This is a genomic window from Bremerella sp. TYQ1, assembly GCF_020150455.1.
Taxonomy (GTDB): Bacteria; Planctomycetota; Planctomycetia; order Pirellulales; family Pirellulaceae; genus Bremerella; species Bremerella volcania_A.
In genome coordinates, this window is record NZ_CP083740.1 from 144875 (window position 1) to 160888 (window position 16014).

Sequence of the window (16014 nt, forward strand, 5' to 3'; positions counted from 1 at the left end):
CTAAATTAGAGCCCAAAACGTGGCATAAAACTAAAAACAGGAATTGAGATATGAGAGCGGAGCGGGAGGTTAGCTATCTGGATGTCGCGCGCTAAATTTCGGCCTGTTTTGTGTCATAAATACTTGATGGAGTAAGTTAACTACCTGAATAACGCGAAATTGCCGAACTCATGCCATCGGAGATGTGCGGGGGTGGCTGGAATCCGCGCTCTTCCCATTTATCTCCGAGACTCCTCTTAAACGCCCGGAAGTCTTCCTTGATCGAGTTCACGCCAGTATCCAGGGCATTTGCAAGCAGATCTTGCAGCTTGCCCCGGTTGCCGGAGAAGACGTCCGGGTGACGCTCGTGCAAAAGCCGCCAGCAGTGTTGTACTTGGAACCGCCGCGCGTATTGGTCGATAGCGGTTTTATTTGGCTTGCTGGAGTCGATGAGTTGGCGCCAGTCTGCAAGATGCTGGGTATCTTCTTCGGTCGAGAGAGCCCCCGTGATCAGGCTGCGGAGTTCGTCTCGGGAAGGAATGGGGATAATGTCAGGCAGAAAGAAGAATCCCCCCGAAGATTGAAGTTGGTCGAACATTGCTTTGACCATAACGCCACTTGCTAAGGGGCCCAGAGGGATCGGGTAGGATGGGCCAGCTAGTCTGGCGAGTCGCCACCGGCTCAGAAACGCCTGAAAGTAACTCAGTGATTGCGGAAGTTCGACCGGCACCGTGTCTTGATTTCTCATCGAATCAACTTGGAGACGAATATACCACGCTTGAGCATCGAATTGGTGCTCTTCAATTGCTGGTTCGTGTTCGAGTAGCAAATGGTCCAATTCTTCAAGGAACTGCGGGTTGGACATGAGCCACCCCTGATAGCCGCGGAGTGCCTGAACGAAGGGGCGTTTGGCCATTTCGTTTCGGATACGCGCTACGTTGTCGAGTCTCGCCGTGTTTGGTGGCGTCGAATTGGATTGATCATCCGGGGTACTTTCTTCACTGCGAAAGCTCACCGGCGACTCGATCTTGAGATATGGATCGTTGTACAGGTGACCGTTGTGGACGGCGACATGGTTGGTTTTGGCTGTCCACTGTGAGAGACGCCTTTCTATGTCGATCTTCTCTTGATCGACTTTGTCTGAGAACTCTCCGCGTTCTAGGGCTCGGCACAGCCAATTTGGCAAGGTGTAGAAGTAACGGTTTCTGACAAACGCATGCTCGAAGTAGGGCATGTTCTCATCGGTCGATGCTACAGACCACAAAGTGGGTGCTTCTGGGATGGCTTGGATCTGGTCGGCTCTGTCGGACAGCGTTTTTTCAGACAGGTTGTGTCGCCAGATCATTTCCATTTCTGACTGAGGGCTGAGCGGTGTTTTCGGCCGGTTGATCTTTTTCTTGGATGGCATCAAAGGCTCTAGGGTCTGAGCAGTGGTTGGTCACGGAATTCATCGAGATTCAACGATCATAAACAGGTTCAGTCAGCTTCCAAGCTCGCTGACCTATTTTCCAGTTCTCCTTTGTAGATGATGGTGACAACGGAAGACAACAGATGAGTTTCCAGCCTGTTTCACAAAGTGAGATTCGAATGAAATCGAGCAAATATTTGTCCGCCAGTGAGCTTGCCGAAGTGGCTGGCATTTCGGTGGCCACGGTCTGGCGGCTTAAAGGTGAAGGCAAGATTGGCTTTCTTCAGCCAGGGGGACCTGGTTCGCGTGTGCTCTTTAAGTGCGACGCACTTGAGCACCCGCCGAACTGCGTGACGCCTGGCCAAGGACCGGTGGCAGCCCCAGAGCGGCCTGGGCCTAAGGCCGGGTTTAAGCGAAAGAAATAGCATTTTGAGAAAGGTAGGTGCGAATGCCGAAACCGACGAAGAATCCGAAGATCAAGAAGGACTTCTTCGAGTGGAGTATCAATGAACGGAACGACGGCTGTCTCCAAGCAACGACGTATGTCGCAGGGGTGGGCCGAATTCGGCGATCGCTGGGGACCAAGGACTGGGACGAGGCGATGGAGGCCCTGACGGAACTGGATCGGCACGAGGCCGAAGAGCATGGACTCGCCCCAAAGTTCGAGGGGCGCAGTCGTTCCGGGGAAGTGTCCATTGAAGACGGATGGCAGGCTTTTCTCGATGATCGTGATCGCGGGCAAGTCCAGGGTGGCGTCTCGCCGGCAACTTTGAAGCGATATCGAGCCGTGCGGGCTCACCACGAAGCGTTCGCGAAGAAGAAGGGGATCACTGAGTGGCAGCAGTTCGGTAAGCAAGAGTTTGTGGCTTTCGGAAAAGAGCGGGAGAGGGTTGCCGAGGCTCGTACCGTGTTCTTCGAGTTGAATCTGGTCAAAGGTGTCAACCTGTGGCTGGTTCACGAGGAAATGTTGCCAGAGCAGTTGCGGCTTCGTGTTAAATTGCCGAAGCCAAAAGGCACCAGCACGTACTGCTATAGCAAGCAAGAGATTTCCGCCATGGTGCGCCAGTGTGAGGCTGCACAAGAATTAGAATGGTTGCGATTGGTGATCCTTGGTCTGACCTATACCGGAATGCGAATTAGTGAGTTGGCATCCCTGCGGTGGTCAGACATCGACTTTGACTCGAATCATATTCATGTCGTCGATGAACGATCGCGAAGTCGAAAAAAGACCACTGGGCCTGTGCGGACGACCAAGGGAAAGCGATCCCGGGTTATTCCCATGCACCCGGAGCTGAAAGAGGTCCTTAGGCCACTCCGGGAGCAAGCTGGTGGATACGTGTTCAAGGCACAAAAGGGGGGACAGCTGCGCCCGCGCGTGGTCCTCGAAGTTTTCATTCGAGAGGTCATCACGCCGCTCTCCAGCACGTTTCCCACTCCGAAAGGCGAAATCGGATTCCAAGACGGACGTCTACACTCATTCCGACATGCCTTTTGTTCCCACGCATTGAGTGGTGGAGCAAGCGTCGGCGAAGTCCAGGACTGGCTTGGTCACGCGGACAGCAAGATGGTCGAGCACTACCGTCACCTTCGAGATGACCAAGCCCAGCAGCGCATGAATTCACTATCGTTTATGGCCGATGACAGCGTGTCCGCGGCCAGTTAATTTGACCTTGTCCATGACCGCGTTGCGGTGGTGAGAGAGAGGGAAGTGCCGTATGAGCTAAGGGAAGCGAGTCAGCCGTTACTTGTGTGATCGCTTCTTTAGATAGTGCCCTGAATGACACAATGAATGCCACAGTTGATGTGGCATTCATTGACACGCTTCAGTAAGTCATTGTCAGATAACGACTTGCAATGCCCCGGAAAAGGGGAAGCGGAGAGAACGGGATTCGAACCCGTGGAACGGTTTTACACCGTTCACCGGTTTAGCAAACCGGCGCATTCGACCACTCTGCCATCTCTCCTGAGGAAAGCGAAAGTCTACACCGTTTTCCTCTCGTCCTCAACGGGACCTACTTCGCTTTTTCCTAATATGGCCTATGGTTACGCTGAAAAGGCGTTACAAAAATCTAGGGGCCATGCTTTCAGGCCTGTAAATAGATGTCATTTTGCCCCTGAATTACCTAAGCTCTGTAATTTAATCGCAGAAAACGCATGATTGTCGGAATGTCTATCTTGGAACGTTTTATGTTGACACGATTTGCGTCGATTTTGCTGATTGTAGGGCTGTTTGGGCAGAGTTGCTTGTTTGCTGGAGAGTTATCCCTTCCGGCAGCCATGGATACGATCCAAAAGGACGATTTGAAACGCCACGTCGATATCTTGGCTGACGACAGCTTTGAAGGGCGTGAGGCAGGCAGCCGTGGCGGCAGGGCTGCAGGTAACTATTTGCAGCAGCTGTTTTCCAAGTACGGACTTAAGCCCGCCGGCGATGGTGGAACGTTCTTCCAACTCTTCCATGGTGGCTATCGAAATATCTTGGGCGTATTGCCAGGTGAAGAGGGGCCCGATGATGGCGACCTGATTGTTGTTGGTGCTCATTACGATCACGTTGGATACGGCAATCGAAGCAATAGTTTTGGACCCTTTGGTTATGTTCATAACGGCGCGGATGACAATGCCAGCGGAACAGCGGCTTTGCTGGAAGTTGTGGAAGCTCTCACGAAGCTGAAGGCAACGCCCAAGCGTTCCATTTTGTTCGTCCTTTGGGATGGCGAAGAAAAGGGACTTCTTGGCTCGAAGTACTGGGTAGAGCATCCGACTGTTGATTGGAATCGAGTTCGTCTTTATATCAACTTGGACATGGTTGGAAGGCTGCGGCCCAGTGGCGTGGAAGTCTATGGCACTCGAACACTGCCTGGCTTGCGACAGGAAATAGCACGCGCGAATTTGGCAAGTGATCTGAAACTCGATTTTCGCTGGGAGATGACCGACAACAGCGACCACTACACATTTTATTCACGGTCGATTCCTACGCTCATGTTCCACACTGGTCTTCATGGCGAGTACCATCGTCCCCAAGACGATGCTCATTTGATCAATCACGAAGGAATCGAAGCGGTCGCTCGACTAACTGCTCAAGTAGCTTGGGCGGAAGCGAATCGGCCAAGTTTTCCATCCTTTCGTACGCGTTGTCGGTTGGAATCAGAATCGGACCGAAAACGATTCGAAGTGGCTCGTTCGGTGGGGCGCTCCCGGCTTGGAATTCGTTGGAACCCTGAAGAGCAGCTGTCAGACGGCCAGCTCATCATTTCGGCTGTTACACCTGAAGGGCCGGCCGATCAGTCTGGGCTGAAAACAGGAGATCGAATCACCGCATTCGCAGGAATTCCATTTACCACGACCCGCGAGTTTTTGGCCCAAGTTCAAGCTGCGCCAGAGAGTGTTTTGATTGAAGTAGAAAGGGATTCCGAGGAATCGCCGACATCAATTAATGTTTCTTTGGATTTGCATCCTGCACCAATTGGTATTTCGTGGACGAACGATCCTGCGGAGCCTGGCTCGGTGATGTTAACTAGCGTGACGCCGGGATCGGTTGCTGCTTTGGCTGGGCTTAAGCCTTTGGATCGCGTCTACGAAGTCAACGGCGAACGAGTTGTCGATAGCGCCCATTTCAAGCAGCTTGTCACTCAATTCAAGCAACCGACGACCCTGCTTGTCGACCGAGAAGGACGCATGCTAACCATGGAATTGCCGCTAGAGGTGATCCGTCCTCTTCTGCCTACTGCAAATAACGATTCATCGAGTGACGGATCTTAGGTTTGCCGAAAGTCTGTCGAAAAGCGCCCTTATTGTCATTTTCCGGCGCGCACGCTGTTGAATATCGCCAAGACGCTTGATTCACGTGCCATTACCATAGCTGCATATTGCTTGGCTGCCCCCACGATTTGCTGTGGCCGAGCACTCTTTCATCATGCAGTGGTTCGACGAATGACGTTTCCTGGCGTTCAGCGTCGAGGTTTGCAGAATGGCATTTCTGAATATAGGGATGAGCTTGATGACGACTGAAGTAGTCGTCGAAACGACCGAAGTTTCGCTCGCTTTCGACGTTTAATGTAAAGTGCTGGAAAGGTGTACGCAGGCCGTGGGGCGCTATATCCCGTCCTGCGTCATCTTCCTGTATTTCAGCGGTGACAGGCCTGTAATTCGCTTGAATTGCTTACAAAACGAAGGTTGATCGCTAAAACCGCAATCGAGTGCCACGGCAGCCACGTTCTTCTCGGTATCACGTAGCATCACTGCCGCGGCCTCGACTCTTTGCCGGATCAGGTATTGTGACGGAGTGATCTGAATCATGCTCCGCATGAGTCGCTCAAACTGGCTTACCGATAAGCCTGATTCTTCCGCGAGCTGTTGAATTCTTAATGGTTTAGCAAACTCAGTCTGCATTTTTCGGAGCGCTACCGACAGTTTGTCGTAGCGATCACCTTTCTCCGTTGGAGCATGAAGGTCTCGTGACATTCCGATGATGGCAATCACTTCCTGGTTGGTGTTTTTGGCAAGGACCTTGCTTGTGATGTACCAACCGAGCGACCCGTCTGGATTCGTGATCATTTCAAGTTGATCGTGCAGATTTTGTCCGCGGCTATGCAATTGCTGATCTTGCTGCTGGTAGCCGATCGCTAAGGCCCTGGGATAGATGTCAAAAGCCGTTTTCCCAATGACATCTTCTTTTCGAAGCTTCGGTACGCTGCGCAAAAATGCATTATTTACGCTTAAGTAGCGACCTTCGAGATCCTTGATACATAGATTCACTTCGTCGAGTCGGGCGAATAGATCTTCGACAATTGCAAGGGATGGAGCCTGGGAAAAAAGTATCGCCAGTTGCTCTTCCCATTGGTTTTTGTATTTATTCGGCATTTTAATGGTCGAAACAGCCAAAGACAAAATCGAAGGAATCATTGAAAATAACTTGAGTCGGTTGGGAAATAACTCCCATCTGACAGACTCGCCTCTCCATCATGCCAGTCAACGACAGTCCCCACCAGTTCGTTGGCACCATCATTTTTATTTTCCTTCGCATGGTTGTACTCTGGAGAAGTCCCCTATGTTGGCTCGAAGCTCCTCTCAGCAACGAGGTTTCACCCTCGTCGAACTTTTGGTCGTGATTGCGATCATTGGTGTTTTAATTGCACTGTTGCTGCCGGCCGTTCAGCAGGCGCGTGAAGCAGCTCGAAGAATGCAGTGCACGAACAATCTCAAGCAAATGGCGTTGGCACTGCATACGTATCACGATACGAATTTGCAATTCCCGCCAGGGCATATCCCTGATGCCAGTACGCCAAACGGCTGGGCTCGACGCGGTTCCTGGATGGTTCGCATTTTGCCATTCATTGAGCAGAAAGCAGCGTACGAGCAATCGCAGCTTCCTGGCGGAACGCTGGACAATCACACGGCCGGTTGGGCAGCACCGACGTTGGCCTGGCAGGCAATGCAGCAAGCACGGATCGATATCTACTCGTGTCCTTCGAGCCCGCTTCCACAAACTTATCTTCAGACAACATCATCGGCCACTCAAAGTGCCGGCGGTCCAGAGCAAATTGAAGTTCAGATCGCCGACTATGCAGGCAACTCAGGCTGTGCGTTTCGGGGCGGGACGACCAACACGGCTCACTCGACAATGTTTTGGGGCTGGGGTGGCCGTATGGCTGACAATGGTTTGCTCTCGACGTTTCTGTCGAAAGCCGTGTCGACTCAGCCACCATGGTACGGATCCAAAGTCGACTTTGCTGCGGTAACGGACGGCTCGAGCAACACGATTGCATTGGGTGAGCAGTCGAATTTCTATCAACAGACGCAAGACGTTCGTGCTAGTTACGTCAAAGGAGGTTGGTGGAACGGTGGTTCAACCGACGGGGAAGGGCAAGACATGGCCAATTATGTCTGCACCTCTTATCCGATCAATGCCGTCAGCGTTGGCTGGATGGGAACCTCGCGCAGCGAATCGGTTACCTACAACGAAACAGCATTCCGTTCTGCACATCCGGGCGGTGCTCAGTTTGCCCTTGCTGATGGTTCCGTCAAATTCATTCCAGAGACAATCAACTTTGCCACATATACGGCGCTTATGGATCGGGCAGATGGGGTCCCGGTCGGAGAGTATTAGGGGATGAACCAGGGGGGCGACTCCTCGTTGGCGTTGACCCCCTGGTTATCTTTATTGGACTTCTAAAACTCTCATACCTAGGTTGCCTGATGTACCTTCAAAACAAATTACTTGTCGCGTTTTGCGTATCATTGTCTCTCTCTGTATTGCCCGGCTGTTTCAGCGGATCTAGCGTTCCTGTTGGACCGGTAAGTGGTGTCGTGACAAAAGATGGTCAGCCGCTTGCCGATGCAACGGTCACGTTCTTTCCAGAGTCAGGTCGCCCCTCTATCGGAATGACCGATGAATCTGGCCGTTACGAATTGCTGTTCACCGAATCGGTCAACGGTGCGATGGTTGGCTTGCACAAAGTGAACATCAGCTTCGGAGGCCCACCGCCGCCGGGAGAAATGAACCGAGAAAAGAAGAACAAGCGAGTTTTACCACCCCAATCGGTCGATTGGCCTGACATGGTAAAAGTGAGCGAGTCGTACAACACGCTCGATTTCGATCTTTAACCGACGCCCCATTCGTCCCGAAGTTTATCGGCATGCGTTCGGATATCGCTGATGTCACCCGATTTTCTTTTGTTGTCGACATGCTTCATTTGCAGCTTCATGCGTGAATTGCCTTGCAGTTTGTCGTAGTGACGATCAAGGAAATCCCAGTAAAAGGTCGTGATGGGGCATGCCTCTGCCCCCACGGCCTTTTTGTGATCGTAGACGCAGCTTTTGCAGAAGTTGCTCATCTTGTCGATGTAATTGCCGGTCGAACAGTACGGCTTTGTGCCAACGATGCCTCCGTCGCCATGTTGGCTCATGCCGAGTGTGTTGGGAAGTGAGACCCAGTCGACAGCATCCAGGTACATCGCCACGTGCCACTCATGAAACTCATAGGGATGCACGCCCAAAGTTAACGCGAGATTGCCGAGCACCATTAAGCGGTGAATATGATGCACATAACCAAACTCGACGACATGCGACAACGATTGACGCACGCACTGCATATCTGTTTCGCCATCCCAAAAAAATGACGGCAACTTTGACTGATGATCAAAGTAGTTGTGCTCAGCGTACTTGGGCATGTGAGTCCAATAGATTCCCCGGATGAATTCTCGCCAACCGAGTATCTGACGCACAAAGCCTTCGACACTAGCCAACGGAGCATCATTGTTGTGATACGCTGCGACGGCTGCCTCGATACATTCACGCGGGTCAAGCAGTTTCAGATTGAGGCAAGTCGACAAACGAGAGTGATGCAAAAAAGGTTCGTCTGTCCACATCGCGTCTTCGAACTTGCCGAAGTCGCACAGGTGTCGCTTGACAAACCCCGATAGCATTCGGCGGGCCTGTCCTGGCGTGACTGGTAAATTGAAAGAGTCGACCTCTCCAGGGTGGTCGCCGTATCGATCTTGAACCAGAGTCATGACCTCCGATGTGATTTCATCGTGAGAGAACGACGTCGGTCGACCGATGTCGCCTGGTCCTTCCTTGGAAAATGATTCGCGGTTGTCGTGATCATAGTTCCACGTGCCGCCGACCGGCTTGCCGTTCTTCATCAGCACGTCATGCTTCTTACGCATCTGCCGATAGAAGGTCTCCATCAAAAGCGTCTTGCGACCTTTAGCGAATTTGTGGAACTCGTTGACGGTGCTCAGGAAGTGAACGTCAGGAAGAAAGTCAATCGGCACGTCGAATTCGCCAGCGACATCTTCCAAGAGCTGCTTCACACGAAAATCGCCGGGCAGTACGACTCGGATTGCCTTCGGTGTCGACTTCTTAAGCGTCTGGCTGAGAAGTTCTTGGAAGCTGCTCCCTGAATCCTTTCGCTTGTCGGCATAAAGCTGGTGGTATTGAACTGGGCGATTGGAATCGTTCAGTTCGTCGCGAAAATGACGCATTGCCGACAGGAACAGCACAATCCGTTGTTTGTGACTTGGGACATAAGAGATCTCGTGATCCGTCTCGGCCATCCAAAGTTGATCCTGATCGGGATCGTATCCGTCGAATATGGCTGAGTTGCGGTCGAGTTGGTCGCCGAGTATCAGAAGAAGGTGTCGCATGGTGCTGCTTTCCTGGAGGTCTTAAAGCCAACCGTGCCAACCGCGAATAGACATCTACAACAACTCAATTCAGGGATTGCAGGTCAATTCAGATGTGCTCCCACTCGCGTAACCTGAAAAACCACGACTGCCCACGTCGGGTATTGCCATGCATTCGAGGAGCCGTTGTTCGCGACACACTGATAAACAGTGAGAATCAATCATTCGGCTGGTGGTCGCTTAGCCATTGTCCCAGATTAGGACTCGACCAACTGACCGGCTTCTCGTCCTGCAATACCTCAAGCCAAGCAGCAATTGTTGGTTGGTTTTTAAGTGCTGCGCCCGCTTTATTCGGCCCTAAGACACTTACGGCTGATGCCCAAGCGTCCGCTTCCGTCGCATTCTCTGCGAAGACGGTAACTGTGCCACGATGTTCGACGCCATACCCAGTTCGTGGATCGAGAACGTGGGAATACCGTTTTCCTTCATGTTCGAGAAATTGAAAAGCATCTCCAGACGTTGCCACAGCACTATTGGCAATGTGCGTAACGAGAATAGGTGGAGCCTTCGGATTCAGACCAGCGATGCCAACTCGCCAGCCAAGTTCTCCGCGCGGTGCCCCGGTTACTGCAATATCGCCTCCAGCATCGACAAGTGCACGCGTTATTCCTTGTTCCGAGAGTACCGCTAACGCGACATCAATCGCGTAGCCTTTGGCAATGCCTCCCAAGTCAATCCGCATGTCCGATGTCGCCAAACTAGCGGACTGAGACTTTTCGTGAAGTTGCAGGTGCTTTGCCCCCACGGCAGCAAGCACCTTTTCGATTCGTTCGCGATCCAATTGGCCGCGTCGGCGAAAACGCCGCCACTCTTTCGTTAGAGGGCCAACAGTGACATCGAATGCTCCTTGAGACGCAAGATTTACCTCTTGTGCCTTTGATAGGACGTTCCAGAGATCGTCGCTGACAGAAATAGGCTCGGTTGTAGGAGATTTTCCGGAAAGCTGCAGGACTTCGGAATCACTCCGATAATCGCTACAGATCTGTTCGATAGCACGAATGCGTTCAAAGGCTGTGTCCGTTGCCTTTTGGAATTTCTCGGCGTCGTCGCAGTCGGCCACAATGCGGACGATTGTCCCCATGTGTGGCTGAGAAACTGTGAGAAGGGAAGACTCGTCGGCGCTCAACGCTGGCAGTTGCATGCTGAAAAACGCAATTATTGCCAGCAGGATGGGGGAGGCCTTTGAGAATGGTAACGCCATGTTTGCTCCGCAATATCGTACGTGACAACAGCTTAAATAAATGCGCAAGCCGTTACCCCGGTTGGAAATAATTGAATCCGAATTGAGAATCCAGTATGCTAAAAGCTTACCCTCATGGTAGGACGCACGTCTAATTTTTTCCCACCTCGCCCTATCTCGAATCACACATTACGGAGAGTCTCCATCTATGGCTAAGAAAGATTCCAAGAAGAAATCTGACGCGACGCATTCTCGACGCGATTTCATCAAGACCGGTTCGTCCATGCTGGTCGCCGGTGGTGCAATTGCTGGTTCGCTGAGCATTGCTCAAAGCGCACACGCTTTCGGCAGCGATCAGATCAAAATTGGTCTGGTGGGTTGCGGTGGCCGTGGTACCGGTGCTGCCGACCAAGCCATGAACACCAAAGGCGATACCAAGTTGGTCGCCATGGGTGATGTGTTTGAAGATCGTCTGAAGCAGAGCCTCCGTTCGCTTTCCAGTCGTCACGCGAAGCAAGTCGATGTGCCGGAAGACCGCCAGTTTGTCGGTTTCGACGCATACAAGCATGTGATCGATTCCGATTGCGATCTGGTCATCTTGGCGACTTCGCCTGGCTTCCGTCCGCTTCACTTTGAAACCGCAGTGAACGCTGGCAAGCAAATCTTCATGGAAAAGCCAGTTGCGACCGACGCCCCAGGGATTCGTCGTGTCTTGGAAGCCAACAAGATTGCCAAGGAAAAGAATCTTGCCGTCGCAGTCGGTCTTCAGCGTCACCATGAAAAAGCCTATGTCGAAACGATCAATCGTCTGAAAGATGGTGCGATCGGCGACATTATCTTCTGCCGTGCCTATTGGAACTCGGGCGGTGTGTGGACGCGTAATCGTTCCGCTTCGCAGACCGAACTCGAATACCAAATGCGTAACTGGTATTACTTCAACTGGCTATGCGGTGACCATATTGTGGAACAACACATCCACAACATCGACGTCATCAACTGGTTGATGGATGGTCCACCAGAAACTGCCGAAGGGCAGGGTGGTCGCCAAGTTCGTAAGGGCGCCGATCATGGTGAGATCTACGATCACCATATGATCGAGTTCACCTATCCAAACGGCGTGAAGATGCTTAGCTCTTGCCGCCATATCCCAGGCTGCTGGAACAGTGTTTCCGAGCACGCTCACGGCTCTAAGGGTTACGCCGACATCAGTGGCGGTAAGATCTACGACGCCAAGGGCGACTTGGTCTGGAGCTACGGCCAAGGTGGTCGCGGCGGTCACCAGGAAGAGCATCACGATCTCTTCGCTGCTTTGCGAAACGGCGAACGTCCTAACGAAGGCGACTATGGTGCTCATAGCACGATGACCGCGATCTTCGGCCGTATGGCGACCTATTCTGGTGGTCACAGCGGCAAGGGTGGCAAAGTCCTGAAGTATCAGGATGCTTTGAATTCCGAAATCGCGTTGGCCGACTTCGACAAGCTGACGAGTATGGATGACGAAGCACCCGTGAAGCCAAATCCGGAAGCGGTCAAAAAGCAGATGGAACAATCGCCATACATCGTTCCGATGCCAGGCGAATCGGTCACCATCTAAGTGTTTCGCGATATCGAAACCTGAGAAATCAGAGAAGGCGGGCCGCATGGCCCGCCTTTTTTCATGGGCAGAACCGATTATGAATAGATCTTCATCAAAACAGGGGAAATACGCCCCTGCTGAAATTGGAAAGTCCGCCTATCATACAAGATGGCACTTTTTCGCAGGGAAGATTTAAAACGAAACGTCATGGTACGGTCGCGCTTTGGTACTTACATACTGCTGATGGTGGTTGCCCTCAGCTTCATAACTTTGGTGGCAATGGCATGGGCTGCTGCCAAGGAACGTAGTGCTGCTGTTCGTGGCGAACGCATCCAGAAGCTGGAAACAATCGTTCAGCTGGTCAAAGCAAGTATTCTCAACGAGGAGGATCCCTCGTTTCTCGACGAAGAACAGTTGCAGAAGAACGTCCGACGGTTTGCGTCCGAGTCTGGCGTCTATCTCACGGTGACGAGTGACGGAGGACGAGTTCTCGCGGATTCGCTGAACCCTCCGCGACAAATGGAAAACCTTCGTGAGCTGAGCGAATTTCGTGATGCCGACGCGAATACCTTTGGTTATTCAGAACGACTATTAATCGATCAAGACGTCACAATGTTGATGGTGGCCCAGCGTGTCGTTTCGCAAGGCAATACAATCGCGTTTGTGCGTGCAGGTATTCCGAAGAATCAACTGCAAAGCTCAGCAGGAACGATCTCGTTCGTCATTGGCGTCATTGCCATCGGTGCGGTCATCGCCGGATTCTTTTTAACGCGACTCGTTGAATCACGTGCGGTGGATCCGGTTGTCGAACTGACCGATGCCTGCGATACGCTGGCGACAAGCGGTGAAATGAAACACCTGTGGAATTCATCGAAAGATGAACTGGGTCAGCTCGTTCGACATTTTCAAGCAATGGCTTTAGCGGTGACACAGCGTGAAGCCGCACTACGGGATCAAGCCAATCGAATTGAAACGGTCATGGGCAGCATGGTCGAAGGCGTGCTGGCCGTGAACGCTGATCGAGTTGTTTTGTTGGCTAATCAAGCCGTTCGAAAGCTACTGGGCATCCGAGTTGAAAAAATTGAAGGTCGTCCGCTGATTGAAGTGACTCGAATTCGAGCCCTCGATCAATCGGTTCAACAAGCCCTTTCCACTGGCGAGCCATGTTCGACTGAGTTTGAAGTCACATCTCCGTTTCGCCGTGTCTTGGCGATTCAAGCGAACTGTTTGCCTGGGGATCCATGCCCTGGTGTCGTGCTGGTACTGCACGACATGACCGAACTTCGCCGGCTTGAAAATCTGCGACGCGAATTCGTAGCGAATGTTTCTCACGAATTAAAAACGCCTTTGGCAGCCATTCGCGCCTATGCCGAAACGCTGCACATGGGGGCTGTGCACGATGCTGAAAACCGTGACTATTTTCTGGGGCAGATCACCGATCAAAGCGATCGACTACACGACTTAATCATGGACATGCTTCAGCTTGCACGTGTCGAAGCAGGTCAGGAAGTGTTTGATATTACGGATGTGAACGTAGCTGATATCGCTCAGTGGAGCGTCGATTCGCTGCGAGATAAAGCAGCCGCGAAACAGATCCAGCTTGTTGTTGAATCGGCAGAAGATGATGAAGTTTATGTTCGTGCCGACGAAGAGGGCCTCAGAACGATTGTCGGCAATCTGGTCGACAATGCCGTGAAGTACTCGGGAAAGCCGGGGGACGTCATCGTTCGATGGACAACTGAAGCAGATCAGGTCGCCATTTCGGTAGAGGATCACGGCATTGGAATTCCCCAGGAAGCCCAGGATCGGATTTTTGAACGCTTCTTCCGCGTCGATAAAGCACGATCCCGAGAAATGGGGGGTACGGGTCTCGGGCTTTCAATTGTAAAGCACTTGGCTAGTTCGTTCGGGGGTTGTGTTGAGCTGGAGAGCTCCCCTGATGAGGGGTCGGTGTTTACAGTTCGGCTAAAAAGAAGCCGCGTTCTTACAAATTAACAATTCTGTTTACATTCTCTTAATGAAGCGTCGTTAACATTGGGTTCATCGAAAGCACGCTAATTCACCCGTAATTGCTTAACGTAACTCTCGGGCTGGCGAGACTGATTCGATCCGAAGCTGGCGGAGCCAGCCTATCGCCCTCTTTGGTTCGCCCAATTACGACACGATGCCGCTTCACTTACAACGCGATTTGGACCACCTTCATCACGAGGTGTTATCGCTGTCTGGAGTGGTGGAAGAAATGCTTGAGAAAGCGACCAGGGCACTCTTTGAACGCAACGCTCATATCGCTGATGAAGTCATCGGCATCGACATGATTGTCGACGAACGCGAAGTGCAGATCGAGGAAGAATGCCTCAAGGCACTTGCGCTGCATCAGCCGGTCGCGGTCGATCTCCGCCGAATCGCGACCGTATTGAAAGTTAATAATGACTTGGAACGCATGGCGGACCTGACGGTTAACTTGGCCGAACGTGCCAAGAGCGTGATCGAATTTCCCACGTTCACCATTCCGCCTCGTCTGGCTCGCATGGTGGATCTTACCAAGGGCATGGTCTCTGACGTGCTGGATTCGTTCGTCAGTATGGACAGTGCTGCCGCGGCACGCGTTGGGGCAATGGACGCACAAGTTGATCGCATGAATTGCGAGATCATTGAAGAGCTACAAAAAGTGATGCGAGAACGGCCTGATCAAGTCGTTCCGGCTCTCCACTGTTTTTCCGCCAGCCGACACATCGAACGTATTTCCGATCATGCCGTCAACATTTCTGACGACGTGATTTACATGGTTGAAGGAGTCATCGTTCGCCACCGTTTTTCCAGCAATGGCGACGCTGATTCTGCTGCTCCCGAGTAACTCCCCTTTTGTTTTAGTTAATTGGACCTGAACATGGCCCGAATGAAAATTCTGATTGTCGAAGACGACCGAGCCTTGGCCGACGTGTTGGCTTACAACGTCCGTCAAGCTGGCTACGAGGTACTCTCCGCCTACGACGGTCAGGATGGACTGACTCAGGCACAAGTCAAAACGCCTGACATGATTATTCTCGACTTGATGCTTCCCGTCGTTGATGGCCTGGAAGTATGCCGACGTCTGCGAGCCGACCCAGCGACGAAAGACGTCATGGTGCTGATGTTGACCGCCAAAGCGGAAGAATCAGATCAGTTGATCGGTTTCTCCCTCGGCGCTGACGACTACGTGACCAAACCGTTCAGCGTGAAGGTACTGCTGGAGCGGATCAAGGCTCTGGAACGCCGTCGCCGTGGTACAGAATCGACCGCGACCGATGTCGTTTCCAGTCAGGGCGTAACCATCGATCGTCGTCGTCATCGTGCCACCGTTCATGGCAAACCATTGCAACTGACTCGCAGCGAATTCCGTTTGCTTGAAACGTTGACACGACAGCCAGGACGCGTATTTGATCGTTCTGAACTAATCGACGCTGCTTTGGGTGAAGACACCGTCGTGATGGAACGAACGATCGACGTTCACGTTCGTGCGTTGCGTCGCAAAATGGCTGAGTTCGCTGATCTGATTGAAACCGTTCGTGGTGTTGGCTATCGCTTCCGTGATCCAGGAGCTGGGCCAAGCAGTGATGCCGATGCCGACGAAGAGTATGCTGAGCCGGCCGGCAGCAATCATGCGTAGGCCTTCAATTCAAAGTTAAAATCACTTAAGGAGCGAGCT

Annotated in this window: 13 protein-coding genes and 1 tRNA gene; 9 read left to right on the forward strand and 5 right to left on the reverse strand. The window is 52.2% G+C overall.

The features are described 5' to 3' along the window. Positions 1–136 precede the first annotated feature (136 nt). Entirely contained in the window at positions 137–1387 is a 1251-nt protein-coding gene (locus LA756_RS00545) for a hypothetical protein (protein ID WP_224437936.1), read from the reverse strand. A 179-nt stretch (positions 1388–1566) separates the two neighbouring features. Here LA756_RS00545 and LA756_RS00550 point away from each other — a divergent pair, with 179 nt between their 5' ends. Together LA756_RS00550 and LA756_RS00555 are read left to right on the forward strand one after the other, a co-directional pair. After that, positions 1567–1812, forward strand: coding sequence for a helix-turn-helix domain-containing protein (locus LA756_RS00550; protein ID WP_224437937.1), 246 nt, complete (start codon positions 1567–1569; stop codon positions 1810–1812). Between the two features lie 23 nt (positions 1813–1835). Beyond that, positions 1836–3050 carry a site-specific integrase gene (locus LA756_RS00555; protein WP_224437938.1) on the forward strand — a complete coding sequence of 405 codons (1215 nt, stop codon included), beginning with the start codon at positions 1836–1838 and terminating at the stop codon, positions 3048–3050. A 211-nt stretch (positions 3051–3261) separates the two neighbouring features. Here LA756_RS00555 and LA756_RS00560 read toward each other — a convergent pair. After that, positions 3262–3351, reverse strand: a tRNA-Ser gene (locus LA756_RS00560). Positions 3352–3574: 223 nt separating this feature from the next. On the opposite strand from LA756_RS00560, the gene LA756_RS00565 reads away from it, so the two are divergent. After that, on the forward strand, positions 3575–5146 hold the full coding sequence (locus tag LA756_RS00565; protein ID WP_224437939.1) for a M20/M25/M40 family metallo-hydrolase: 1572 nt from the start codon (positions 3575–3577) through the stop codon (positions 5144–5146). 333 nt (positions 5147–5479) lie between these two features. On the opposite strand, the gene LA756_RS00570 is transcribed toward LA756_RS00565, so the two are convergent. Further along, a complete protein-coding gene (locus tag LA756_RS00570; RefSeq protein WP_224437940.1) occupies positions 5480–6289 on the reverse strand; it encodes a helix-turn-helix domain-containing protein in 810 nt (269 codons plus the stop codon). Positions 6290–6434: 145 nt separating this feature from the next. Here LA756_RS00570 and LA756_RS00575 point away from each other — a divergent pair, with 145 nt between their 5' ends. After that, positions 6435–7493: a DUF1559 domain-containing protein gene (locus LA756_RS00575; RefSeq protein WP_224437941.1), complete on the forward strand. Its 1059-nt coding sequence runs from the start codon at positions 6435–6437 to the stop codon at positions 7491–7493. Between the two features lie 89 nt (positions 7494–7582). Further along, positions 7583–7990: an Ig-like domain-containing protein gene (locus LA756_RS00580; RefSeq protein WP_224437942.1), complete on the forward strand. Its 408-nt coding sequence runs from the start codon at positions 7583–7585 to the stop codon at positions 7988–7990. On the opposite strand, the gene LA756_RS00585 is transcribed toward LA756_RS00580, so the two are convergent. Together LA756_RS00585 and LA756_RS00590 are read right to left on the reverse strand one after the other, a co-directional pair. Next, positions 7987–9534: a cryptochrome/photolyase family protein gene (locus tag LA756_RS00585; protein ID WP_224437943.1), complete on the reverse strand. Its 1548-nt coding sequence runs from the start codon at positions 9532–9534 to the stop codon at positions 7987–7989. The genes LA756_RS00580 and LA756_RS00585 overlap by 4 nt on opposite strands. Before the next feature lie 196 nt (positions 9535–9730). Beyond that, positions 9731–10774 (reverse strand): FAD:protein FMN transferase, encoded by a 1044-nt coding sequence (locus LA756_RS00590; RefSeq protein WP_224437944.1) that lies wholly within the window; start codon positions 10772–10774, stop codon positions 9731–9733. Between the two features lie 187 nt (positions 10775–10961). On the opposite strand from LA756_RS00590, the gene LA756_RS00595 reads away from it, so the two are divergent. The 4 genes from LA756_RS00595 (at position 10962) to LA756_RS00610 (ending at position 15975) form a co-directional block, all read left to right on the forward strand. Continuing rightward, positions 10962–12347 carry a Gfo/Idh/MocA family protein gene (locus LA756_RS00595; RefSeq protein WP_224437945.1) on the forward strand — a complete coding sequence of 462 codons (1386 nt, stop codon included), beginning with the start codon at positions 10962–10964 and terminating at the stop codon, positions 12345–12347. 189 nt (positions 12348–12536) lie between these two features. Further along, positions 12537–14324, forward strand: a complete 1788-nt coding sequence (locus LA756_RS00600; protein WP_224437946.1) for a cell wall metabolism sensor histidine kinase WalK — start codon at positions 12537–12539, stop codon at positions 14322–14324. Between the two features lie 169 nt (positions 14325–14493). Continuing rightward, positions 14494–15183 (forward strand): phosphate signaling complex protein PhoU, encoded by a 690-nt coding sequence (gene phoU / locus LA756_RS00605; RefSeq protein ID WP_224437947.1) that lies wholly within the window; start codon positions 14494–14496, stop codon positions 15181–15183. Positions 15184–15216: 33 nt separating this feature from the next. Then, entirely contained in the window at positions 15217–15975 is a 759-nt protein-coding gene (locus tag LA756_RS00610; RefSeq protein ID WP_224437948.1) for a response regulator, read from the forward strand. Positions 15976–16014: the final 39 nt, after the last annotated feature.